A 24675-nucleotide genomic window follows, 5' to 3' on the forward strand; every position below is an offset into this window, starting at 1 on the left:
TGTAGGTCTGATAGAAAATGGTCCAACAGATTGATTGACCACGCTACAAAGCGGTAACCCACACGCCGGAACTCGACGCGGCGAAGCGACCAGCCAAGGTTGGAATCGGCCGAAACCATGCGCCGCCCACGAATCATAAAGTGGGCGCCAAGCGCCTCCAAGAACTTTCCGCCGAACCCCCTCTCCGGCCTTCCACGGAAACGTTCGTGACCGGATTTCCGACGCGCGGGCTTGCGCCCACTGCCACGCTCGTCACTTCGTCGTCACGCGGGGAAGCCCGGTTTGGCGGCAGCCCGCAGCGGCGCGGGATCCCCCTGGCATATGAACGCCCCCCAGTACCTGGGAGGGGGCCGGGCCCCCTTGATCGCGAGTTGCGCGAGGCGGAGCGCCTCGGACCTTCCAGCCCCGGCAAGCAATTGCCTATAGAATTCCAGCATCAACGCCCGGGTTTCCCGGTCCGGCACCTTCCAGAGACTGGTGATGATCGTCCGGGCTCCCGCGGCTGTGATCGCGCCGCGCAAACCCACGACGGCCTCGGGACGGTCTACATGGCCCAGGCCCGTGTCGCACGCGGAGAGGACAACGAGTTCCGTGCCGGTCAGGTCGAGGCCGGCGATGTCGGCTGCCGTCAATAATCCGTTCTCCGCTTCAGGAGGAGGCTCCCCGTGAGAAAGCCAAGTGTTCGCCCCAGCGAGAGCGAGTCCTGACTGCCGCGCGAACCCAAAACTGCCACTGGCAATCCTGCGCAACCGATCCCCTAGCGGGGGAGGTTTCAGTCCAGCAGCGTAGCTTGCTTCCATTTCTCTGCCCAACACGCCGAAGAAGAATCCGTGCGTCGCAACGTGGAGAATCCGTGGAGCGCGGAACTCCCGGACCAGCGTTTTCAGCGCCCGGCTGCCCAGCAACGGGGTGACGCCGAGCAGTTCCGCGACCTCTTTCCCTTCCCTTTGCGCACTACCCAATTCCGAGAAAACCGCATTGCGCGCCGCTCCCTCGTCCTCTCGGCGCATACCCAAATTGAAATTGGGAGCCGCCACGACCACGTCGAGCCCGGCTTTCCAGTCGGCAGCGCCAACCCAACGCAGCAGATCCGCCGCAGTCGCCAAGTACGTGAATGAGTGTTCCTCCAAGAGGCATCGGCCCTCCCCCGTCGGAAGCACCCCTAGTGGTAGGTGAAGCAGGCGGTTGTCCAGACTGATGAAGAGGTGGCTCGCGGAGCCCACATGCGAGACGAGGGGATCCCACAATCGCTCACGCAGCGCCGTGCCCGCCGCGTCCCAGGCTGGGGGTTTCCCCCGTATGCTGCCGTACGCATCCCGCCAGGGTCCACCGCGACCCGTTCCGCCCATGCAGGCCCGAAAGGCGTCAACGGTCGAATCGATATCGGCAGCGCTCCCGAGGTCCACGGCTCCGAGCGCCCACGACTCGCGCTCGGGACCAGCAGCGGGCGCAAAGACAAACGCACAATAGCGGGCTGCACCCGTGCCGGCGGAGTTCAGTACGGCATCCTGGAGGTTCACGAACTCAAGTAGCGCGGACCCAGACGGCAGCGTCTGCGCGAGACGACGAACATCGAGCGGGGAGGAAATCGCCAGTGCGGACTCCCGGCTCGGTTGGGTCACCGCATGGTTTGTCGCACGAAGCTCATGCTCCAGCGCTTCCTCGCGTTCCCGCAACTGCTGGGTGCGCTCGGCGTGACCCACCCACGCTTCGAAGCCGCGGTCGCGAGGACCTTCGGCAAAGCGATGGGCGAGTTCTGCCTTTGCCCGCCGTAACTCCGAAAGCTTGCGCTGCCAAGGCCGATTCCGGCTCCGCGGAACGCAGGGTAGGACGTGCGAGCGTAAGCGTTATTTCCTTCCGCATCACGAGGGCCTCGAATGCCTCCGCGACGCGTTCCGGTCGGCCCTGGAAATTCTCGAAGACCAACATCACCAGTGCCTGTGACCGCCGGATCATTCCATAGGCGAGTTGCCGGCGCTCGGTGGGATTGCTTCCGGTATCCACCACGTTCCAGCACTGTCGATCTACGGCAACGGCAGCGCACATAGCCTCCATCGCCTCTTCGGCGCATCCATCCGCCACCAGAGAGAGGCCGAGCCAGTGCAGCGTATCCGCGATGGCTGGATGCGCCACCCCCACCATGGACTGCTGCAGCGCGAGCGCCTCGCGGTAAAGTCGCGCCGAGTCCCGGAACGCGCGCATCATGCGAGCAGCCGCAGCAAGGTTCAGCAAGTCCGAAACGACTGCTGGGGGCGCCTCACCAAGGGCGGCTCGCCGAATCGACAACGCTTGGCCGAATGCCTCGCGGGCAGCGGCGAAGTCCCCTCTCGCGAAACGCAGTTGGCCATAGTTCGAGAAAGTCGTAGCTGCCTCCGGATGGTCTGGGTAGGCCGCCCAGATACCTAGTGCGCGTCGGTACAGCCGTTCTGCTTTCTCGGGCTCGGATTGTGAGTGGTGGGCTACAGCGAGCGCGCCCAGGGTCGCCGCGACGGCCGGGTGTTTCTTACCCGCCGTGGCCCGCACGATGGTCAAGTACTCACGGTAGGGCTGGACACTTTCCGCGAAACTCCTGCGTTGGTAAAGAGTGGTCGCAAGCTGTAGCAGGGCCTCGGCTACCGCTGGGTGGTGTTTCCCAAGGGTTTTACGCCGAATGCTCACCGCTTCGCGTAAGTGCACTGCGAAACCCCACTGCACGCGGCGGCGAACTTCCATGACGGGCGGGTTCTCTAGCGCACTCTCGGCATAGGCAAGCCGCACCAAGGCATTTGCGAGCTCAGGATGCCGCCGCTCCAAGTGCTCTCGACACCATCGAACGGCATCCGCAGCGTACCTGTGAGCAGTCGCCCAATCGCTGCGGTTTGCAGCTTCGTTTGCCAGCGCGATCAACTGCGAATACAAGTCGCGGGATAAAGTCATATCGAACAAGAGGGAGCCGGAAGGAACGAACGCCCGATCACAGACCTAGCTACATGCGGGTCGTGGCGAGAACGATGGCGTCGCCGAGCTCGCTCGGGAAACCAAGCCCGTGGATCAGGGCTGGGGTGGTACTATCACGTCTCTGGTAGAGGAGGAGGATCATTAAGACCTCGTACGGGTTTGCCACCGGAATAAATCCGAAGTCCTCGGAAGCGTTTTCGACATACTCTAGAATGAACCGAGCACTTGACCTCGAGTTTTGAAGTTCATCATGGAGTGCCCGAACGGTTTTCAGGCCGAGTTCTTTCGCAAGGAGGAGCAACGAGCTCACCGCGTCATCATCCCCCCCGAAGCCTACTTCGGAAACATAGGGCCGGAACCCGGCGGACCGGGCCTCCTCGGCAAGCACACGGTGAATCCCGGTTTCCTGCAGATAGGCGCGCAGAGACTCGATATCGAGCACGATATCCAACGCTCCGTTTCGGACCCGCTCCCTGTGCGCTTGCATCCGGGCCAAGAAGGCTTCCCGGATCCGTGAGAACTCCAGGTCGCCGAGCTCAAGGAGTGCGCTTAGGCGAAAGAGATCGCGCTGCAGTGGCTCAGAAACAGCGCTGTGCGACTTGTAGCGGACCAGGTGATCGATCTCCGCCCATGCGTGCTGCAGGATTGTTCGAATTTGGATCTCGGCCGACATCCGCGGCGATCCGCGGAATTCGAGTCGCGATGGGTCGATCCGCACAACGTAGTGAATCGATCTATATCCGAATCGGTCGGGGTCCACGGGCTTCCACTTATCGACCGAGTTCTCCAGGTCGATGTCGAAATGATCGCGTACGAGAGCCGCGACGGCTTCGGCTTCTTCCAGGTGGTACGTCACGACCCGGAGCCCGCACAGATCGGTAACCTGGCCCAACGGATCCACGTACTGCTTATTTCGCCCAGAGATTTTTCTGTAAAAGCTCCTGACGGACTTCGCACGGCCCGCGGTGTACAGCACCCTGATCCGCTGCGCCGTTAAGAGCTTCCGGAGATGCGCGTGCACCGTCCGAGTACCCTGTTTGACCGCGGGCCGAAGCTGTCGGTACCGTTCCGCCCAAGTCTTCGCGTCTGGTGTGGACATCCATGCCTTTCAGCAGATCTGGAGCGAGCGGGTGCTGGAGATGGGCGCATGCGTACGCTCAGAGCTGGATGCAACCGCTCGTACCAATTCCACGCCTTTAGCGGTGGTTACGTTCCGCCGCGACCTCGACCAGCGCCTGTTCGACGTATTCTACTGGTTCGGGAACCCAGTCGAGCAGGAGCATGCCGATTCCCCCCATCGGCACGGACCACATGGCAGACTCGGATCGTGCGAGCGACACCGACTCCAGCGCCGCGAGCGAAGTAGACATCTCCTGGGACGACATCGCTGACGGGCCGGTCAGCTCGGTCAATCCGACGACATCCAGGAGCTCGCCCGGAGACAGCTGCTGCCCGAGCAGGAGCGCGCCGAGCGCGGCACGCATCGTCGCGGAACCAAGAGAATCCTCCAGGAGAAGCTTTCGCGCGCTCTCCCGGAACTCACCGCATTCGAAAGCTGATCGTACCATCTGCTGCGTGAGCAAGACAATCGTTCCGGGCTGCCGGCGATTCATCTTCTGGAAGATGCTCCATAGCAGCAACTGAAGCAGGCCAGGGTGGCCGTCCGAGAGGAAGGCAACTTGGTCCAGCACTCCCGGGACCTCCGGCTCGATACCGTACACGTCGAACGTCCAAGCAGCGATCTCGCGCACGGCCCCAATGGACAAGGGAGGGAGGGAAAGCGGTTCGATACCGGCAGGGACGGCGACCCTCCAGGTGAAAGCCGGATGCGCGGTGACCAAGCAGCGTAGCCTCGCTCCGTTCAACCGCTGCATCTCCGCGAGTGTCTCGAGCAGCTGGGTCGCAACGTGGTCGGGTAATGCGTCCAGGTCGTCGACAACGAGCAGGAGCGGCGGGCTGGACGGCTCGGCCGCAGGTGAAGGACCCGCTCGGGACGGCCAAGCCTCCATGCCAGGCACGGAAGCCGGCAGCGCTCCGTCGTCACCTGTGATATCGCGGCCCTGACAGAAACGCACGGTCCACCCCTCTGTGCGCGCAGTCTCGCATGCCCAGTGGAGAAGCGCGCTTCGCCCGGACCCGGAGGAACCGAGGAGGAGGAGCGGACGGTGATCCGCCGCGAACCGTGCCTGCTCCAGGCTTCTCCCCACGACAAAGCTTCCGTCGGGAGGCGGAAGCGGCCGTGGGAAGATGCGTTCGACCGGGATTGAACTCCCCACCTCACGCCGCAGGTTGTAACCGCGGTCTGGATCACCCAAAAGCGCGAAGATCGTGCGCGAGGTGAGGGGAACCGCGAGTTGCTCGGGCCATGCGGGAGGACGGGGGCCGAAGTGGAGGTAAAGCGAGCCTCCAGCAACGAATTGACCGGCAGGTCCTTCGGTCCTGGGACTGGCGTCCGCTGCCACTTGCGGTAGCAGCATGTTGCGCGTTTCGGCAGCAACGACAAAGGAAACGCCTTGGGGATAAGCCGTCCCTGGAAAGGTTTGGAGCCCGTGTCCTGCCAGGCGGCGAAGGCAGCCGACCCAGGCGCCCCGCTCGAACCGCACCTCGGGGGCTATACCAAGCGGATCGCTCCCGAGGCATCGTTCTAGGGCTGCGACCATGGCCGAAACGGCGGACGCATCTGGCGTGGCGCGCTTGTCCAGCAATGCGGCGGTCGCTTCCAGCAGCGCCGCGCCGTCCGCATCGCCGGGCGGGATCGCCCACTGCGCATGGAAGCTTCGCGGCAGCAGATCCTCATCGTCGCCCTGAAACCAGCGTAGCGCCTGCTCGTCGCTGACTCCGCGGGGGAAAGGCGGGCGCGGAAGCGGGATGTCCCGTAACACATCCCTGTGGCGGAATTCCCGGTCGCGCAAGAGCCGGCGCGCGAGGGGAATATCGGGCGGCAGGCTGTCCAGCGCGCGCTGTACGCCCTCCACGACCCAGGCCGTGCCGTCCTGCTCGCATTCACGTAGCCGCATCAACTCGGCCCGGAGCGTCCCGACCTCACTCCCCTCGGCCTCCACCAGGATCCGAACAGCCGAATCGAGCGCTTCGGCCGCGACCGCCGCGCGGCGCGTCGACGCGGATTCCGCCTCGTCGAGCCTTGTCTCGAACTCACTGGGCAATGGAGCCCCCAGGCGCTTCCCCCGCTCCCGCAAACCGGCGATGTCCGCGCGCAAATAGTGAAGACTCCGCGCCTGATGGTCGGTCAGCCGCCGCTGGGGATCCTTCAACTCCACGCCCGCCTGCTCCAGGATCGGAAGCATCTCCTGCGCGGCCGTGAACTCGCCCTCCGCGACCAGCTGGTCGAACGCCTGTTCCTCCGTCAGGGTCCGCAGCGAGGACTCAAGTACGGCACGCATCATCTCGGCCCGGCTTACGCTCTCGCCGGTAACCATGACGCGCGCAAAGATCCTGGGCATCTTCCATAGGCGCGGGGCCCAGGCAAGCACCACGTCATCCGCGATCGTCTGCATGCTTACAGATCCTTGCGTATTCAGTGGCAGCGGCCACTAGGCTGGCGACCCGCCGGAACAGCGGAGCCGATGCTTGCCTGGACTCCGCCCGGGAGCGTTCTAGGTCAGCGAGACTGGAACGATACTCGGACCACCTCAGGCCCATCTGGGCCGCACCGTTCAAGAAATAGGCGCCACGCCCGTCTGCTGGAGGTGGAACCGAATCCACCCAGGATTGCGCAGGCTCGAGGATCCGTTGCAACCTCGAGAGAAGTTGGTCACGCCGGTACCCTATGAAGACCGCTGCCGGACCGTCTGCGAGTTGAGCGGCACGGTTCACGAGCTCTTCCCGGGCTTGACGGCCGGAGTGGGCGGTGAGCCAAGCACGGGCACGCTCCACTTCTCGATTCTCCAGCATCTGCTTCAGCCGACCCACCAGCTCCGGACCGAACAGGGCGGTCGCGGTCCGCTGCCCGAACGGCAGTTCCATCCGGGCGGAAATAGCCTGATGATAGGCCGACAGCGCTGAGCCCCTGAACGCCTCCGCGGCCGTGGTGTCTCGCGCCACCTCGACGATCCGGGCCATCTGTTCAACTGGGACCGGAATTCCGTAGGTCTGCCAGAACTGCGTTAGCTCGAGCACGAGCGGCTCGAGTTCGGGAGGAGCAGACACTTGCTGCAGTAGATCGAGGGCAGAAGGAGAGCCGTGCTCTGCAACCGCGACTGCGGCAATGAGCACAGCGCATTCGACTTCCGACGCATCCATGTGGCAAAGCCGCTGCTTTGCGGTGGCGAACCGTGCCTGGAGCGCCGCTTCCGGCGCCCCGGCGTAGACCAGCGCCGTCAGCTCCGCAATCCACGGAGGTGGCAAGGTTGGAGAGGGTCGCCTGTCCTCCAGCATGGAGATGAATGTCGTCGCTGGCAGGAGTCGCTCGTGATGCCACGCGCGTTCGGCCAATCGCAGGAGCCAGTGCCATGCATCCTCTGTCAACAGCTCGCCTGCTTCCAGCAAGAACGCGGTCGCGGCAAGATCCACTTCCTCGGGCTGGAGCCCCGCCGCGTCGAGGACGGCAAGTCCATGCCAGAGTTCGTCACTGGTAACCGACCGCGCAAAAGCGCGCAGCACGGCGATCCGGTCCTGCCTGTCGCTCCCGGCAGAAAGAAGTTCTGCAAGCAGCCTGTGGACCGGCGCCACTTCGTCCGGCACACCGACCGGCTTCGGGGGCGTGTAGTCCAAGAGGGCCTTGACGGCCGCGCCATTCTCGACAACCTGGTCGATGATGGCCGACAGCACCCGGTCGCTGGCCTCCCGGCCCTGGATGTGAGCGCCGACCTCGGAGCGAACCCGGTACCGATCCGGGCCAGAATAGTCACCCTCAAACGAGAGGAAGTTGAAGCTCGAAACCACCGCGTTGTCGTCCCAGATCAGGGCCTTCGCATGCGAGCGGGCGGGAATGACGACGACCGAATCCGGGTACGCTGCTCGCAACCGCTCGAGCCGCGCACCGGCCTCCGCCGTGGGGTGCTGGAACACGAACGCCGTGCGTACGCCGCTCCGCACCGTCGACTCGATCTCCGCCACCAAGCGCTCGTCCACTACGTCGGACGTCAGCTTGTCGGATGCGATCACGAGACGGTGGCGCGCGTTCCGCAGGGCGGTCCAGAGGAGGACCGTGTGGTCGCCGTCCATCACGGGACGGCAGTACGTACCGGGCCATTGTGCCAGCGCCTCAATCCGCTCGAGGGTGCTGCGCCAAGCCTGCGCCCAACTCCGTACCAGGACCTGCGCCGACTCGCTGTTGTCATCCACGGCGGACGCGAGACCCGGTGCGGGGGGCATATGCACCGGAACGGGAACGGGCGGGTCCGTGACCGCTTCGCCGCTCGTGTCGAACGAGTCCGCGGCGGAAAGCAGTGCGGCCGCGGTAACGGGGTCGTTGAAGACCGTCCGGGCCCAGTCGATCATCTCGAGTACGGGGGCGCATGGACGCCCGTCCGCCGAGCGGACCGTTACCGCGATTTCCGCGGCGGGGGGGTGAGCCCGGGCGTTCAGGTAGTTGAAGCTCCCTACGATCGCGAGGTCGCCGTCGCGCAGGATCAGCTTGGCGTGCGTCCGTGCGGGTAGCCACTCCCAATACAGCGCCCCCCTCAGCCCGCCCTTGCTCAGCGCCGTGAGCCCGCGAGCGAACTCCTCGCTTAGGCGGTCATTCGGATGGAATCCCCAGAGCAGGAAAACGTCCAGGCGCCGGGCCTGCAGCACTTCCTTCAGGTCGTGCGAGAACCGTTCGAACGTTTCCGCGTGCACCCAGGGACAAACGAGAACGACCTGCCGTTTCGCTTCACGCAGGGCACGCCGGGCCGCGGCCAGGAACTGGTCGGCGCCCGCGAGGACTTCCACATCGACGCGATCATCCAGGCGTTGACGCGCCAAGTCGAGGATCTGCTCCCCGATCGCTTGGCAGCGCTCGTGGACGTCGTCCATCGTCCCTGCCCCGGAATGGTCCATTCTCGCCACGGCCCGCCGGAGCCGGTCCAGCTCGAACGGAAGCCCCCGCACAAGTGGGCGCAACCCTTGGTCGCTGGAGCGCTCGCGGAGACGCTTGAAGACCGGCAGTTCGGGCATCTCCCGGCTGAGTCGTTCGAGACCGGTCGCGATGTCGTTCCTGACCCGGGCCGCGAGATTCGAGGGTCCCACCACCTGGAAGGCTAGGCCCTCGTAGCCGACGGCGACCGATGAGCGCACACGGATGTGCATGAACCGCAGCTCCGTCGGGACGGGACGGCCGTCGATCGTCCGGTGCAGCACATCCGCGCTCATCAGTTGCTGTTCGCGTCCGGCGGGAGTGCGATCAAGCAGGCCTCTAAGCACCCGAAGGAGCTCCGGGCGCGTTGTCTCCGGCACCTGTCCCCGCACGATGCTAGGCGACTCGGGCGCGGTCAGCGCGTTGGGGTTGCGGCGGGTGCGCCGGTGAACGCGTAAGACGTGCCCAGAAACCAGCTCTCGCATGACCTTACGGGACTGCTCGCCCGCTCGCACGGGCTCCAACTCGTTGGCTGTGCCCGCCTCGACAGCAGTGCGCGCCTGTTCCGAAAGGAACACCTCGCCTTCGGCCAAGTTGACAACCACGTGCGATGCCTGCCAGAGCTCCAGAATCAGGTCGAGCATCATTCGCTCTGAGAGAGCGAACAGGTCCCGGAGGTTGTCCACCCGGTGCTCGCCGGCGGCCACAGCCTCCAGAACGAGCTGCTGCATCGCGCTTAGGCCCTTGTCAGGGCGGACCCGCGCGCGGAGGCGCAGGACTTCGCACGGGATGAAGAGGTCCAGCACTTCGCTACTCATTGATCTCAACCGGAACCGCGTCTTGGGGTTGGGCAGGCGTGCGCACGGCTCGGGGATCCAGCAGCCTGGCCGGGGAGTTCGGCAGATCGGCGTGCTCCCGCACGTACCGGCAGATCTTCCTCCAAGCCTCGATGCCGTCGCCGTGTGTGAACGCCGGATCCGTTCCGTGCTCATGCTCCCGACTGACCGCCGCCTCGAAGTGGCGCAGGTTCCCGACTATGACCAAGAGTCTCTTCGCACGCGAGAACATGACGTTGACGCGCTCGGTGCTGAGCAGGTATCCGAGGGCGTCCAGAGGGTTCGACCCTATGTGTCCGCCGCCGCCTCGGACCAGGCTCACAATCACGATCTCGGCCTCCCGGCCCTGTACGGAATCGACAGTGCGGATGTAGTCGGCGTATTCCTCGAGCTCGTGCCGTTTCAGAACACTCTTAATCGTGGAGCGCTGGGCCTTGTAAGGCGTCAGGATCGCAATCGATTCATCCGGCTTCCGTAACGGCGAACCCAAGGAGCGCAGCGGGTGCGGACGCAGCTTCTCGAGAACTGCCGCGACCACTTCGGCTTCACCCCGGTTGTACCAGCGGGGTCGCTCCCGGCAGTCCACCTCTTCCGACGTGTCGATCCAGACGAGCTTCTGCCCGCGGAACTCGGGCGGGGAGACCAAGCCGTGCGACTCGAGATCGGCATCGGGGTCGGTGTCGAGCTTGCCACGATAGAACACCCCCGAGATCAGGTCCCCAATCACGCGCGGCATCCGGAACTGGGTGTCCAGTTGGTCCACGGGCCTGCGCAGTGCGCCGTCGTCCTCGGGCGGCGGCGGTATGGGCTGTTGGTCTTCGTTTTCAAAGAAACTGCGGAACAGCTCGAACACGGCCATATACCGCTTCTTCTGCTTTCCATGGGTCTTCAACTCGTCCTCCCACGACGCCTCGCACTCGTCGAGGATCCGCTTCACCTCGTCTCTACGGTATGCGGGGAGCTGATAGTGGTCCCCGATCAACGTCCATCTCGTCCCGAGCGTGAGCGGCATCATCAGTTCGGTCGGCCAGGCTTTCGCCGCCTCCTCTATGATGATCCAATCGAACGGCTGGACCGCCCCGGTCACGCCCAGCTGCCGCTCGTGGCACATCGCACATGTCGCGAAGACCACGCTCGCGCTCCAGCGCAGGCGGTCCTCGAACTCCATGCGTCCGGCATCGCTGGTCAGCACCGCGATCCAGTTTGCGAGCAGCTCTCGTCGTCCGCGCCTGGCGTTCCTCGCGCATTCGTCCCGGATCGAGTCGATTTCTTTCGGCGCCAGCACTTCGGGAAGCAGGTGCCGCACCTCGGTCCCGACGCGGTCGGTGGTCTGCTCCGACGCGATCCGGATCACGTCCACTTTCGGCTCGTCGGAGATGTACTCGTAAACCTTCTCAGCCAGGTTGTCCAGCGCGTAGTGGGACTGCGAAGAGACGAGGATTCGCGCGGCTGGATGCGTGCGCAGGAGCGCGCGCACGGCGCGGGCCGCGATCGTCGTCTTGCCCGTTCCCGGAGGGCCCTGCAGCGCATAGATTGGCTCGCTGTCGAGCAGGTCCCGCAGCACCTGCGGAGCGATCCCGCGCAGCTTCCGGTATCGCCTCCGGCTGCGGCCCATGATCTCCCCGGCAACTCCCCTCCAGCGCCCCGACCTGTCCGCGAGCACAGCGGGGTCGAGGAGACTGCTAATCAGGCCTGCGCGCTCGGTGAGCACGGCTTTGGCCTCCTGCTGGCGGCGGAGCGAGACACGCTCTCCATTATCCGCTTCCGGCTCGAGCCACCCTTCCCCAGGGAGTACGGGATTACCGCCCTTCACCATCACCCGGATCCGCTGCGGCCCCAGCCGCCCCTCTACCGACACGGTCCCCTGAGTGGTGGGCTTTCGCTCCGGGGCACCGTCGACGTCAAGCCTCCACCGCATGATCAGGCCCTCTTCGCTCTCGGCCAACGCACCGAAGAAGTCGCCGAACCGCGGGCGTCTGCGCTCTGAGTTCGCGACGAGGGATGCCACGGCCGAGCGGCGAAGTCGAGCCGCATCCCTAACCTCATCGAAAGCCAACGTCGCGAACTCACCCTCCCCCTGCTCGCACTTGAAGGCGTACTGCCTGCAGTCTAGCTCCGTCTCCCGCAGCTGGAGGAAGAAGTCCAGCGCGTCTTGGAACGTCTGCTGGTTCGTGAGTGTGGCCGGCCTTTGGCGGACATCTACAAGCAGCGGGTCCCATTTGGGATAGGCGCCCAAGTCCCGCCGCAGCACGGCAGCGTCGGAGGAGACGACCTCGATCGGTGGCAGCGCCCGACGTACCGGAGAACGGGGATACTTGTGCCCGTCCCTGGCGATGTTCAGCACGTACTTCAGGATTAGCACCTCGGGGACCACCCTCTCGGAACGGGACGATCCGTAGCCCGCGTGCTGCTTGTGCGGTTGCCCGAAATAAATTCCTTGGTGCCCGATCGCGACGTACTGGGCCGCCTTGGCGGCCAGCGAGGTTTCGCCGCTGACTTCCGCGTATCCACCTGGGAAGAATTCGAAGCTCGCCCCTCGCAGGTCCCGCTCAATGAACGTCTTCAACTCCGTGAACCCAACGGGGTCTTCGCCGGAGCGCCCGATCCAGCCCCACGGGAGAGCGGTCTTATCCCACTCGCGGCGGATGATCGAAACCATGTAGGGACGCGTCGGCTGCGTGTATCCGAACCCCGCGATGATAGCTTCGTAGTTGGCGCCGACGTGTGCGGCCACCTCGGACGCGAGGAGCCGGTTGCGCGGCCTTTCGGGGAGCATCCCCTCAAGCAGTTGCCGCAGGGGCGCTGGTAGTTGGGCGGAAGAACACTGCTGTATGCGTCTCCACATCCAGCCGTGGAGTTCCGACCATGCGGCTTGGTCATACCCATAAGGGAGCGGAGCACCAGGAGCCTGCTCGGGGAACGCGCGCCGCAGAAGGTCCCCGTCCAAGGGCTCGATGAACCACTGAAATGCCAGGACGCCCAGCGAATAGACATCCCCGCGGGGCTCTTCCGGATCCCGGGCAGGATGTCCGAACAGCGTGTCGAGACGCTCCCTCGGCGAGCACGCGAGAGCCGACCGCCCCTGACCCACGTACCGAGCGACCGCTTCCCTGGCCCCTCCGCGATCTTGCATGGTGGAGCGGCGCAGGAGGTTCGCCTGCCAGAGGCTCATCTCGAACCGGGAAAGCCGCAGTTCGAGGAGCTCCGTTGTCTCGTTAGTCCTTACCTGGATCGTCTTTTCCCAGAGATTCCGGTGCAGGAACCCATCGGCGGCGAGCAGCGAGAGTCCCTCTGCCAGCATTCCCAGTTGGCGCAGCGAATTCGACCGCTGGGCCTGGAGCACCTCAAACACTCCGGGCGTGCACAGGGTGTCCGGCCAGAGGTCGGTCAGGCTGAAGGCGAAATCCTTGATCTGACCCCCTCGTCCGGGAGTTCGGCGGCTGGCGCCGCGTAGGATGCGCGGAAGTGCCGGGTGGCGTTGGGCGTTGAACCGGATAAGGGTCTGTAGTTCTTGGTTCCACAGTGCGGTGCCGAGCACTCCCGGGTTGACGAAGAGATGCAGCGCCGCATCCCGATCGTCGAGCGTCGTGACTGGGACCCAGAAGAGCGTCCCGTCGAGCAGGACGTCGGCGCCCTCGGCCGACACGTCACTCAGGAGATTGAGACCTCCTCTCCCTTTGCGATCGCGAAAGACTTCGCGGACGAAATCCAGTACCTCTTCCAATTGCAGCGGTGAAGGTGTCGTTGACATCCGATATGAAGGATGGGGTGGACGATCATGCGGTCGGCAACCGGACTAGCGGAGTGCGGGACGCAGTTCGCCGATTTGCCAGTAAGAGCTTGTTAAGAATCCTGGCTCTTGATTGAAGCGCCTTGATTTCCTGAGGGAGCGCACACCTGGAACCGTAAGCCAAGTCAACCGTTTGCGCCCGACCGAAGGATCTCGTCTCGGCCATCGTGGGGCTGGCCTCGCGCCACTGATCCAAACCCTCGGTGCTGCCGGCGAGATCCTTCGGTCGGCGCCAAAGTGCCTCCGTATCAGCAGGTTCGGAGCGGCGCCTCCCTCAGGAAATCAAGCTCCAGAGAGATTCTTAAACACACTCTAAGAGGCGGGAATACTATATCATTCACGGCCCCCACTCTATCCACTTGAAGACATTCTGTCCTGATGTACGCCAGCCGTCAACCTTTTTCTCATGATAACCCCAGTCATCTGAGCCCGCCCGACCGGATACGAAGACCAGTGAGATTATGCTGATGGCTTCCGCGTACCCGCCTTGCTGGGGGCGGAGAGAGCCGCTACACAACGCCAGGGCGCTCGCGGACGCCATGGAGCGGCTGTTGGATGCTCGCCGCATGGTCGGGGGCGCCAAGTGGACCGCGAGGTGCTCGAACGATCGGGCGCCATCAGCCAGGGTTCATGGACGTGAAGGAGAAGGGCCAGGAGGTGAATGGTGATCTCAAGCGGCTGCTCGCCGCGGTAGACGGACTGCTCCGGTTCCGGCACAACACACTGGCCGCGTTCCGTGAGTTCCTTGCGCACGAAGGTTATCCGGACAGCCGCGAACCGCTGGAGGAAGCGCGTGTACGCGTCGAACCGCTGGCGGCGCTTGCCCCTGACCTGCGGGCGGGCCATCGCACGCCCGCTGACGTGGAACGGCTGCTGATCCTCGTCCCGGCACAGAACTGACAGACTTTAATGTGCTCTCGCACTCGGCGGATCCGGTACGCCAAGAGAAATGTGGGGAACAAAGCAGGGGCCGGTCGACGAGACCGGCCCCTGCGCACGTATGAAGATCAAGATCTATGTACAACCGCGGTTTTCGACCGGTGTGTAGACGTCCATGCCGTTTGCCGCGTAGACAGTACCGATCAGGAAGAGAACCTGGGACCACGCCGCTATGCTGACGTGGCGCGGCCTGCCGAGAACATGCGAATGTCCAGGTCACAGCCGCTCGGCCGAGTCCTCGAGGACGCCTTCGTCTTCGGGGCTGTCGAGCTCCGTTAGCGCGAACCCGCTGATGTATTCGCGGATGATTCTCTCAAAGAAGAGCGGCGCGGGGAGCGTCGTCCACTCCGCGTAGTGGCCAAAGCCATAGCGCAGCCACTCCACGAGTTCGTCATTGCGATCCGGATCGTCCCCTTCCCGCCGCAGGGCGACCACGATCTCCAGCGGATTCGGCGTCGGCCACTGGTCCACGTGCGGCTGGCGCGCAGTCATCTGCAGGAGAGCGCTGCCCGCGGCGTTCTCCTGTCCCACGCTCCGCCACCGCCCGTCACCCGGACACTCGGCTTCGCCGCGATCCGGGTGCTCCGATAGCAGCTCAGCCCTCGGGCGTTCTTGTGGAGGGTCTTGTTGCCGACGGACAGGTACGCCACGCACCCGGCCGAGGACGGGGTGTTCAGACTGTAGAGCGCCGAAACGCTAGTCGGCCTCCGCAAGACCACATCTGCTTCCAGCATCCCCACGGGCCGCGCGTCGTCCGTCGCGCTCTCGGCGTACGGCTCCGACTTGTCCTCCACGATCCCAGGCGCCAAGTCCTGGCGGACCCGAACGATCCTCGCCCCGTTCCACTCCTGCTCCATCCACTGGCGCGCCCCGACCTCGATGCGGGTGGTGCGCAGCTCCCGGTCGGTGAGCCAGCCCCACAGGCCTGCGCAGTTCGAGGAGTCAATGACTACGAGCGGCTGGGCGTGGGCCTCCACCGCGTCGGTGATCACCTCATGAGCTGGTCCGCAGCGGCGACAATATTCGCGTAGCTCGAATCAAAGATTCGCACCCTGCGTTGCACCGCGGCCAATGCTGAGCCGCCTGTCTGAGCTTCCAGTGGCGCTGCGGTCGAACTCGGACTAGTCACTCTGATTGGAGTATAGCAGTTACGCAGTTGCTAGTTATGGACACGTGGTGAATAAGCAAGGGATATGATATGATAGATCCACCCTCGTAATGGTTACCTCGCTATCCCCCCTTCCGTTGGTGTTCCTTTCGACGTAAGATGTTTCCAAAGGTGCGCGCCGGTGCCAATCCGGTCGATCGCTGCTCCGCTCCCTCCTGATCGAACATCCACCCTCGGTCCTTCTGCATGTCTGGCGACCTGATGCAGCGGGTGACGGTGAATGGGCTGCGGCAGTGGGAGGAGGTGCACGCGTCCGCGTCGGATGCGGCGGTGCACACCCTCGACCGCATCTACCGGTAGAGCCATGCCCTGCTCCGTTGCGGGGATCCTCTACGAGATCGCGATAAAGGAGCCGCCGCCGTTCTCGTCTCCCGTTCACTGGGCGTGGGAGACCAGGTGCGCGTCTTCGCGGTGGAGCACACAAGGGGCTGGAGTTCCACGCCGTGTTCCTGATGGATTTCGAGCCCCTGAACCGAAGGGCGGGGACCTGCCGATGCGCTATCTGTACCTGGGGCTCACCCGGTCCGTGATGTTCCTGGGCGTTACGATGACGGGACGTTTCCCGCAGCGGCTCGCACCACCCGCGGAAGTGCTGGTGAAAGGCGACTGGCGGCGGTTCTTGAACCCGGCCGCCTGACCCGCCGTGCTCCACGAGCCGAATTCGAACCGGTATCGCGACCCCGCGCTCCGGGAGAGCGTCGACGACGCACGGTTCCTCACCGCGGACCGGAACACCGCCCGCTATCGGCTGATCGTCCGCTACTTCTGCGACCAGATGGAGGAGCGGCAGCGCGACTGGCTGGCGGCGGAAGAAATCGTTGAGCTGGTCCGCACCGTCCACGATCCCGCCTACACGCCCGAGCAGGCGGATTCGGATCTCGCCCAGCTCGTGGCCTGGGAGAACCTGCTGCCGGACCACGACCGTTCCCGTGCGCGGACGGTGGAGGAGTTCAAGCGCCGACGGCAGGTCTACCATGTCCGCGAGCGGACCGTCGCGCTCGACCGCCTCACGCGGATGCTAGACCGCGACGAGGCCGGGGGCGGCGCGCTGGACGCCAGCCTCCTGGAGCGGCTCTCAGCCGCGCTGGACGGACTCCGGCACACACTGGAGGAGACCGTTCCCGACCGGCCATCCGAGGAATTCCTCCGCCAGCGGGTCTGGTCCCCCTGGGACGACGCCTTCCGCCTCTTCGAGCAGCTCCGCACCGGTGCCGTGGACTTCCACCACGCCCTCGGCGCCGCCCGTCCGCAGGACCTGAACCGCACGAACGACTTCCTGGCGTACAAGGACGTGCTCCTGCGCAACCTCGAATCATTCATCCTTCAGCTCAGCGCGCTGGCCCCGCGGATCCATCATCTCTTCCGCCGGCTGGAGGAGCACGGCTCCGATCGCGTGCTGATCGGCCTCGTCACGCGCTACCGCATGGAACACCTGGCCGATGCCGCCGGGACCAGCTCGCCGGATATGGTACGCGAGAAGCTGGAGCGGCAGGTGCGCGGAGTCGCGGACTGGTTCCGTCCCGGGGAGGGCGCTGATCGCCTGAAGGACACCACGAGAGACGCCATCCGGCTGGTGGTCCGTCATAACCAGCGGGTGGTGGACCGCCATCGTGTGGGAGTGAGCCGGGCGCGGGACCTGGAGCGGCTCGCGCGCGCCTTCGCGGCCTGCCCGGAGGCCGCCGATGCCCACCGGCTCGCCGCACGGTCGTTGGGATGCGTGCTCTCGCGCCACATCCAGGGCTCTCTGGACGCGCACGAGATGGCGTCCGGCACCCCGGTCTGGCTCCAGCCGTCGCAGGAGGTGGCGCTGAAGCGGATCCGCCGCGGTGCGCGCCGGCAGCTCGGCGCTGGCGCGAAGGTGCGCGACTCGCGCGAGGACCAAGCGAAGATCATCGAGGCGCAGATTCGCCGCGAGCAGCGGGAAGCGATCGCGTGGGCGCGGATCTTCACCGGCGGCGCCGTGGAGTTGGCGGGGCTACGGGTGGACGACCCCGCCGTCCGCGACCGCCTCCTGGCGCTGGTGGGGGAGTGCCTCACCTCCCCGGATCGCACGGCCGTGGGGCCCGACGGCACCCGCCTGCGGCTGGTGCTCCCCGCCGAGAGAGAGCCGCCGGGAGACATGGCCGCACCCGACGGCGTGGTCTTCGGACCGCGCGCCACCCTGCTTCCCGCCACCGACGGGGACGTGTGAGCCGGAGCGACCGCACCCCCGAGCAGCACCGCCCGTACGTGGACCTGGTAGACCGCGTCGCGATCACCAGGGCCACGGATCGCGCCGCGTACAACCGCGTCCGTGGACGCCTGGACGAGCTGCGCGCCTGGTTCGCGGAGAACCCCGGCTGGCAGCTCATCGACAGCCACGGCGTGGCGCGGCTGGTCAAGACCCCTGCGCGCGCCGGCTCCGGCCAGGGGATCGCTCCCCTCCAGTCGCCGCTGGATTACGAGCTGCTGGCTTGGGTGCTGTGGTTCGGTGAGAAGACGGAGGCGGAGCAGTTCATCCTCTCAGAGCTGGTGGAGGAGATTCCGCTCCAGGCGACCGACGACGACGGAGCGGCGCGGCTCGACTGGAAGCTGCGGCCGCACCGCGATTCCCTGGAGCGGGCCATTCGGGCGCTGGAGGCGATGGGGGCGCTGCGGACGGTAAACGGCGAACTGTCCACCTGGGTGCGCTCACGCGAAGGCGATACGCTGTACGAGTTCACCGGCGTTGCGCAGCACCTGCACATCGACCTCCCCGACGCCCTTTACGACGCGCTCGTGCTGGACGACGATCCGCACGCGCTGAAGCGTGGGGAGTCCACCGCCGGAGAGCGGGAGCGGGTGTACCGCACGCTCCTCCTCTCCCCCGCCCTGCACGCAGCCGACGATCCCGAAGCGTTCGCCTGGCTCAGCCGTCGCGACCGCCGCGAATCCGTGGCCCGCGACATCGCGGAGCAATTCGGGTGGGAGTTGGAGATGACCAGCGGGTATGCGGCGCTCCTGCGGCCGATCGCCGACGCCGTGGGCCGGCGCGTGTTCCCCGCACGGTCGGCGCTCTCCCACGCCGCCCTCCTGCTCGGCGGTCACCTGCGGGAGCAGGTGCAGACCGGCGTCCTGACGGCCGACGCCCACGAGTGCATCACCCTTCCCCAGGCGGCGTTCGAAACGCAGGTGCTCGAGGTGCGGACGCGGTGGGGAAACAACTGGGGCGTGGGCCTGAACGCGCACAAGCTGGAGGCGCTCGCGGAGGCGCTGCTCAGCGAGCTGCGCGACTGGGACATGCTCCAGGGCCCGGACCGCGACGGCTACGTAACGGTGATGCCCCTCGCCGCCCGCTTCTCCGGCGTCTACCGGGAGCATGGCGAGGGACTGGACATGCGTGAGGACTGATCCGATGGACGAGACCGTCTCAATGCTTCCGGACTTCCGGCGCCCGTCTGCGGAGATGCTGGACCACCTCCTCCGAGTGGACGAGGGAGGCGAGCGCTGGCGGCCGCACCGGCTTCTGGTGGTCAACTGGTGGCTGTGGGACCAGCAGGAGTTCTACTTCGGGCGAGGATGGCAGCTATTCCGCGGCCCGAACATGGCGGGAAAGTCCCTCCTGCTCACCACAGTGGTCCCCCTGATCTTCGACGGTGACAAGCGGCGGCACCGCCTGGACACCTTCGGCGGGGACGGCCGCAACGCCGATTACTACGTCGTCGGCGCCTCGGAGGCGACTTCCGACTCCGACTTCTGGTACGAGGAGCGGATCGGTTACGCCGCGCTGGAGTTCCGTCATCCGCGGACCGGGGAGTACCGCACTATCGGCATCGGGCTACACGGCCGCCGCGTCGGGGCCTCGCAGGTCGACTCCGAGTTCTGGGGGTTCGTCGTTCGCGACGGCCGCCGCGTCGGAATCGACGTACCGCTGGTGAACCTGGAAAGTGGCGCGCCGCTAACCCGCGCGGAGCTGGAGGAGGCGCTGGGCGCCAATCCGGTGGTGGGCCGGCCGGCGGACTACCAGGCCGCTGTGAACGATGCCCTCTTCGGCTTCCGCACGGTCGAGGAGTTCCGGCACGCAATGGACATCACCCTGTCGCTCCGCCGCCCGGGGCTGAACAAGGACCTGAAGCCGGAGGACATGTGCCGCCTCCTCTCCGAGTCGCTCCCGGAGATCGACCCCGACGTGCTGGGGCAGATGGCGGGCACGCTGGAGGACATCGACCGGACGCGAAAGTCGATTGAAGACACGGTCCGGCACCTGAATGCCGTCCGCAGCGTGGACGAGGCGCTCGGCGCATACCTCAACCAGCTCGCGCAGCGCCGCGCTCTGCACTTCCAAGGAGCGGAAGCCGGGTGGGCGGCCGCGGACGCGGCGCTGGCATCGTCCCGCGCAGTCCTCGCGAGCGAGGCGCAGACGATCCGCGAAGCCTCGGAGCGGCGGCAGGCGCTCGACGAAGAGGAGGCCGGCGCGCGCGGGCGGAAGGCCGAGCTGGAGTTGAGCGAAGCGTATGCGGACCAGAGCCGGCTGCAGGCTCTTCAATCAGAGGTGCACGGCGCCGCGGAGGCTGTGGACCGGGCCGCGCGCGCTGTGTCGGACCGGGAGCGGGACATCGAGCGGGCCGAAGACCGCGCTCACCGCGTGCGCCGCGAGTGGGACGGGGAGCTGGCCCGGCAGTGCGAGGGCCAGTCCGAACTCCGAGAGCAGGTGGAGGCCGCTCGATGGAGCGAGGCCGGCGGATACCTCGCGCGGCTGGGCTCGGCGCTGGACGCGCTCCGCGAGCCGGGTGCGGAGGGCGCCGACTCCGCACCCGTAGCGGTGCTGGAGTCGCTCGGTGAAAGCCGGCTCGGAGCGCTCGGCAAGGCGGAGGAGGCGCGCGCTGCCGTCGATGCGGCCGAGGCGGCGATGGAGCGGGCGCATGACCGCCTTGAGCACGCCCAGAAGGAGCGCAGCCTGGCGGAGGAGGGCCGTTCGCAGGCCCAGGAGGCGCTCACGGACGCCCGCACCAATGCCGCCGCAGCCATCATCCGTTGGGCGGAGGGCACAGTGGAGGTCACCCTCGCCCGTGACGACCGGACCGAGATGGTGGACGGGGTGCACGCGTACGCACAGCACGCCGACGATCCCTCGTCACTCGCCGGCCCCGCCGAGCGCGTGGGCGCTCGGCGGCAGGAGGAGGTGGAGGTGTCGCGCGCCGGAGCGCAGCTCCAACTCGGCGAGCGGCGCACCGCGCGGGAACGGGTCGCGAACGAGCTGGAGGAGTGGAAGGCGCGGAAGGAGGCGGTGCCCGAGCCGCGCCCCGGTCAGGTGGAGGTGCGCCACGCGCTGCATCAGGCCGGCGTGCGGTGCGTTCCGCTCTACGCCTGCGTAGACGTCCGTCCCGGCGTCCCCCAGGCGGTGGCGCTGGCGGTGGAGGCGGCGCTCGAGGCGGCCGGGCTCCTCGACGCCGTGGTCGTCGCCGGAGAAGACCGGGACCGCGCCCGGGAGCGGATCGCCGCCTCCGCGCGCCTGGCGGGCGACCGCTGGCTCGATCCGCAGGCTCCCGCGGTGCCGGGGCGGTCGCTCCTAGAGGTGCTGACGCCCGTGGAGTGCGACGTTCCGGCGCCGGACGTGGCGACGGTGCTCCGCTCGATAGGGCTGAACGAAGCTGGGCGATCAGTGTCGATGATCGGGGAGGACGGAAGCTGGCACCTGGGCGTCCTGGGAGGCGCCTCGTCGGCTGGTGAGCCGTCGCTACGCTTTGTGGGCGAGACCAACCGGCGCCGGGTCCGTGAGGAGCAGATCCGCGCGCTGCAGTCGGAGGCCGCGGTGCTGGACGGCGAGATCCGCGACCTTGAGGCGTCCATCGGGGTGCTCACCGCCCGCTTGGCAACCATCCGCACGGAGGTCCACGCACTCCGCGCCCTTCCCGAACTCGCCCGGCTCCGGAGTGCCGCGTTCGCGCTGTCCGAGGCCGCGGGGCAGGTGGCCCGGCTGAGTGAAAAGGTGCAGCGGGAAACCGAGGAGGTGAACCGGCGACACGGAGAGGTGCTCCGGACGCGCACCACGCTGCTCGCGGCACTCGCGGAGGTGCCCGAAGCCGGAAGGGACGCGACCGTCTCCGGCCTTCGGAGCCTGGCCGAGCACACGCGGGCGGCGATGCGCACCGCCCGCGTCGTCTCGCAGGCGCTAGAGCGGTTTTCCGGACTGCGTGCGCGCTTGGCGGAAGCGGGGTTGGACGAGGCGGCCGCTCGCGACGCGCTCGTTGAGGCGGCGACGGCCCTCGCGTCGGCCCGGCTGGAGATGCGCGGAAAGGAGAGCCAGCGCGATGCCCTCCGGGACCGGCTCCAGCGGATGGGGCTGGACGACCTGATGACTCAGATCCATCAGCTTACGGAGACGATCGCCCGCTGCGAGCGCGAGCGCCTCGAAGTGGTGGAGGCCCGGGCCGCCGCAGCGGCCCGGCTCCAAGGCGCGGAGAGGGATGTTGCCGCGGCGGAAGCCTCCCTTGAGGTGGCCGTGCGGCAACGGGAGGACGCCGTACGCGAGCTGCGAGCTGCGGTGCGGATCTACCCCGCGCCCGCGCTGGTCTCCGCGCGTGGCCTCCTGGAGGACCCGAACGAGGGTCCCCCGGCCGCTGCCAGGCACCTGCTCCGCCTGCGGCGGTCGACGCCAGAGCGGCTGTCCCAGGAGGTGGAAGAGGGCGTCGAGCGCCACCAGCGGGAGCTGTGGGCGGCCTTCGCCGACACGCGCTCCACGCTGGCGGAGTACGCTCCGGAGCGGCGCGACGACGGGATGGTGACCTACCGCTTCCACGGCAGCCGGCTGCTCCCGCACGCCATGGCGGCCGAGATCGGCAGGCAGCGCGAGGCTCAAGAAATGGCGCTCAGGCAGGACGAGGACCGGCTGTACGAGGAGTTCTTCCTCAACGAGCTGTCTTCGGAGATCCAGAAGCGGATCGAGGAGGCGCGCGAGCTGAAGAAGCGCATCAACGCCCTGCTGGCGGGAAAGCGTTTCGGGCGGGGCGCGCTCGCGTTCAGCGTGGACTGGAAGGCGCGTGCCGACGCGGGAGGCGAGTACGCCAAGCTGGTGGAGCTCCTCGAGCGAGACGTGGATCTCCTTCCCCCGGAGCACGTTGCCTGGATTAAGGACTTCTTCCGCCGGCAGGTACTTCACGTGCGCACGCAGGAGGCGGACGGGAAGCTAGAGCACACCTACGCATTCGCACTGCGGGAGGTGTTCGACTACCGGAAGTGGTTCGAGTTCCGGCTGTTCTCCCAGGAGGGCGATGGTTCGAAGCTGGAACTGCGGGGGGCGCGCTTCCGGCGCGGCAGCGGGGCGCAGAAGGCGCTGGGGATCTTCTGTCCGCTGGTGGCGGCCGCCCACGCGCGCTTTTCCGGCGCACGGAATGCCGATGCGCCGCGGGTGATAGGGCTCGACGAGGCGTTCGCGGGGGTGGACCCGGCCAACATGGACGAGATGATCCGCTTCCTGGTGGAGCTGGAGTTCTCGGTGGTCATGACGAGCGAGAAGCTCTGGGGCACCTCGGCTTCGCTCCCCGCCTGCGCGACTTACGACCTCCAGAGCACGGGGAGGGTGGCCGCCGCGCGGCTGTGGCTGTGGGACGGGGCGGTGCGGGTGCCGGACATGCCAGCTTCGGGGACGCTGCTGTCGATCCCCATCGAGGTGGCCCATGTCGAGACGGGTTGAGCTGCGGGAGTACCTGCTGAGCCGTACCGCGCTGGCGGAGGTGCTGGAGGCGGTCGTGAAGAAGTACCATGACCGCAACGGCGTGAGCGGCAGCGTGCGGCTGAGCTCCGACGAGCAGGTGACGGCGCTGCGGCGGCTGGGGTGCAGGCGGCTGGGCAGCGGCAGGCTCCACCTGGACGACCTGGAGAACGCCCTCCGAGCCAGCCCCTTCCAGTGCGGCGTGGTGGATGCCCTGGAGGCGTGGTCGGGCCGGCCGCCCACGACGCGCGCCGGCGTGCGAGGCGCGGCGGATGCGGCGTGGGCGTGCTTTGCGGAGCGGCTCACCGGCGGGCGTTCGGAGCGCGAGGGCGACCCGGTGGCAATCTGGCTCGCGGAGGATGAGCGGTACGTGCGCGGCGAGTGGGAGCGCGGGGGGGAAAATGTGGGAAGGGACCTCCTGCGCGTCGCGGACGCCGGACGGGCCCTGCGCCCGGAGCACGACGCGCGGCCTCTCGCCGTGTTCGCCAACGAAGTGGCGAAAGATCCGCACGCGCTCGACTTGGACCGTCCGGCGCGCCGGTTCTTCGACCGATTGCTCCTGGCGCTTTTCGCTGATGCGGAGGTGGCGCTTCCGCTCAGGGCCGAGGGGCGCGAGGCGCTGCTCGCGGCGGCGGGGCTGGCGCCGGACGACATCTCGTCGGACGTGGTGGTGGCGAACCTCGAAGGCGAGGGGGCCATCCCGATGGCGATGCGTGCCACGGGGCTGCCGCTGACGCTGCCACTGATGACGGTGAACGCGCTGGGGCCGGTGCGGGCGCGATTCGGTGTGGCGTGGGTGGTGGAGAACCCGCCGGTGTTCCGGATCCTTCTCGGGAGCCTCGCGGATGTGCCGCCGGGACAGAGGCCGACGCTGGTGTGCACGGCGGGGCAGCTCAGCGTGGCGGCGCGGAAGCTACTGGACGTGCTGGTGGGCGGGGGCGCGACGCTTCGGTACAGCGGGGACTTCGATCCCGGCGGACTGAAGATCGCGCGCGGACTCGTGCGCCGCTACGGCGAGGCCGTGCGGCTGTGGCGGATGGACGCGGAGTCGCACGCGCGCGCCGTGCAGCCGAATGCGCCGAAGCCGCCGCCGGGGTCGCTGCGGACGCTCCGGGCGGCGTTCCCGGAGCTGTGCGCGGCGGTGGAGGAGCATGGGGTAGCGTACCAGGAGTCGCTGGAGGAGGGGCTGGTGGCGGACGTCCTCGCCGAGACTGACCCTGACCGCCCCGAAAGAGCCGGGTTCATGTGAGATGAGCATGTAGCTCCCCTTCTCAGAGAGGGGGATGTGAGCGCGCGAGAACTGCTTAACATCATCTGCCG

General features: G+C 66.8%; 14 protein-coding genes. 6 read left to right on the top strand and 8 right to left on the bottom strand.

Annotated features, from left to right (window positions below):
• Window positions 1-263: 263 nt before the first annotated feature.
• The 6 genes from VF665_RS22435 to VF665_RS22455 form a co-directional block, all read right to left on the bottom strand.
• Window positions 264-1703 carry a CHAT domain-containing protein gene (locus VF665_RS22435; protein WP_331055709.1) on the bottom strand — a complete coding sequence of 480 codons (1440 nt, stop codon included), beginning with the start codon at window positions 1701-1703 and terminating at the stop codon, window positions 264-266.
• Window positions 1645-2916, bottom strand: coding sequence for a tetratricopeptide repeat protein (locus tag VF665_RS26055; RefSeq protein ID WP_414679334.1), 1272 nt, complete (start codon window positions 2914-2916; stop codon window positions 1645-1647). Before VF665_RS26055 ends, VF665_RS22435 begins: the two co-directional genes overlap by 59 nt.
• Window positions 2917-2965: 49 nt before the next feature.
• Window positions 2966-4036 carry a hypothetical protein gene (locus tag VF665_RS22440; protein ID WP_331055710.1) on the bottom strand — a complete coding sequence of 357 codons (1071 nt, stop codon included), beginning with the start codon at window positions 4034-4036 and terminating at the stop codon, window positions 2966-2968.
• 97 nt (window positions 4037-4133) lie between these two features.
• Complete coding sequence (locus tag VF665_RS22445; RefSeq protein ID WP_331055711.1) at window positions 4134-6452, bottom strand: hypothetical protein; 2319 nt, start codon at window positions 6450-6452, stop codon at window positions 4134-4136.
• Entirely contained in the window at window positions 6433-9771 is a 3339-nt protein-coding gene (locus VF665_RS22450) for a hypothetical protein (protein WP_331055712.1), read from the bottom strand. The genes VF665_RS22445 and VF665_RS22450 overlap by 20 nt, the downstream gene beginning before the upstream one ends.
• Window positions 9764-13513 carry an AAA domain-containing protein gene (locus tag VF665_RS22455; RefSeq protein WP_331055713.1) on the bottom strand — a complete coding sequence of 1250 codons (3750 nt, stop codon included), beginning with the start codon at window positions 13511-13513 and terminating at the stop codon, window positions 9764-9766. The genes VF665_RS22450 and VF665_RS22455 overlap by 8 nt, the downstream gene beginning before the upstream one ends.
• 696 nt (window positions 13514-14209) lie before the next feature.
• Here VF665_RS22455 and VF665_RS22460 point away from each other — a divergent pair.
• Window positions 14210-14479, top strand: a complete 270-nt coding sequence (locus VF665_RS22460) for a hypothetical protein (protein ID WP_331055714.1) — start codon at window positions 14210-14212, stop codon at window positions 14477-14479.
• Window positions 14480-14734: 255 nt separating this feature from the next.
• On the opposite strand, the gene VF665_RS22465 is transcribed toward VF665_RS22460, so the two are convergent.
• Window positions 14735-15010, bottom strand: coding sequence for an RNaseH domain-containing protein (locus VF665_RS22465; RefSeq protein WP_331055715.1), 276 nt, complete (start codon window positions 15008-15010; stop codon window positions 14735-14737).
• Window positions 15007-15510 carry an RNaseH domain-containing protein gene (locus tag VF665_RS22470; protein WP_331055716.1) on the bottom strand — a complete coding sequence of 168 codons (504 nt, stop codon included), beginning with the start codon at window positions 15508-15510 and terminating at the stop codon, window positions 15007-15009. Before VF665_RS22470 ends, VF665_RS22465 begins: the two co-directional genes overlap by 4 nt.
• A 669-nt stretch (window positions 15511-16179) precedes the next feature.
• On the opposite strand from VF665_RS22470, the gene VF665_RS22475 reads away from it, so the two are divergent.
• From VF665_RS22475 to VF665_RS22495, 5 genes are read left to right on the top strand one after another with little or no spacing between them, the layout of a single operon-like run.
• Window positions 16180-16323 carry a hypothetical protein gene (locus VF665_RS22475; protein WP_331055717.1) on the top strand — a complete coding sequence of 48 codons (144 nt, stop codon included), beginning with the start codon at window positions 16180-16182 and terminating at the stop codon, window positions 16321-16323.
• A 6-nt stretch (window positions 16324-16329) separates the two neighbouring features.
• The gene (locus tag VF665_RS22480; RefSeq protein WP_331055718.1) at window positions 16330-17877 is read left to right on the top strand and encodes a TIGR02677 family protein; all 1548 of its coding nucleotides are present in this window, start codon (window positions 16330-16332) and stop codon (window positions 17875-17877) included.
• Window positions 17874-19055 carry a TIGR02678 family protein gene (locus tag VF665_RS22485; protein ID WP_331055719.1) on the top strand — a complete coding sequence of 394 codons (1182 nt, stop codon included), beginning with the start codon at window positions 17874-17876 and terminating at the stop codon, window positions 19053-19055. Before VF665_RS22480 ends, VF665_RS22485 begins: the two co-directional genes overlap by 4 nt.
• Window positions 19056-19059: 4 nt before the next feature.
• On the top strand, window positions 19060-23337 hold the full coding sequence (locus tag VF665_RS22490; RefSeq protein WP_331055720.1) for a TIGR02680 family protein: 4278 nt from the start codon (window positions 19060-19062) through the stop codon (window positions 23335-23337).
• Window positions 23321-24604: a TIGR02679 family protein gene (locus tag VF665_RS22495; protein WP_331055721.1), complete on the top strand. Its 1284-nt coding sequence runs from the start codon at window positions 23321-23323 to the stop codon at window positions 24602-24604. Before VF665_RS22490 ends, VF665_RS22495 begins: the two co-directional genes overlap by 17 nt.
• The last annotated feature ends 71 nt before the right edge of the window (window positions 24605-24675 follow it).

This window comes from Longimicrobium sp. (assembly GCF_036387355.1).
Classification (GTDB): domain Bacteria; phylum Gemmatimonadota; class Gemmatimonadetes; order Longimicrobiales; family Longimicrobiaceae; genus Longimicrobium.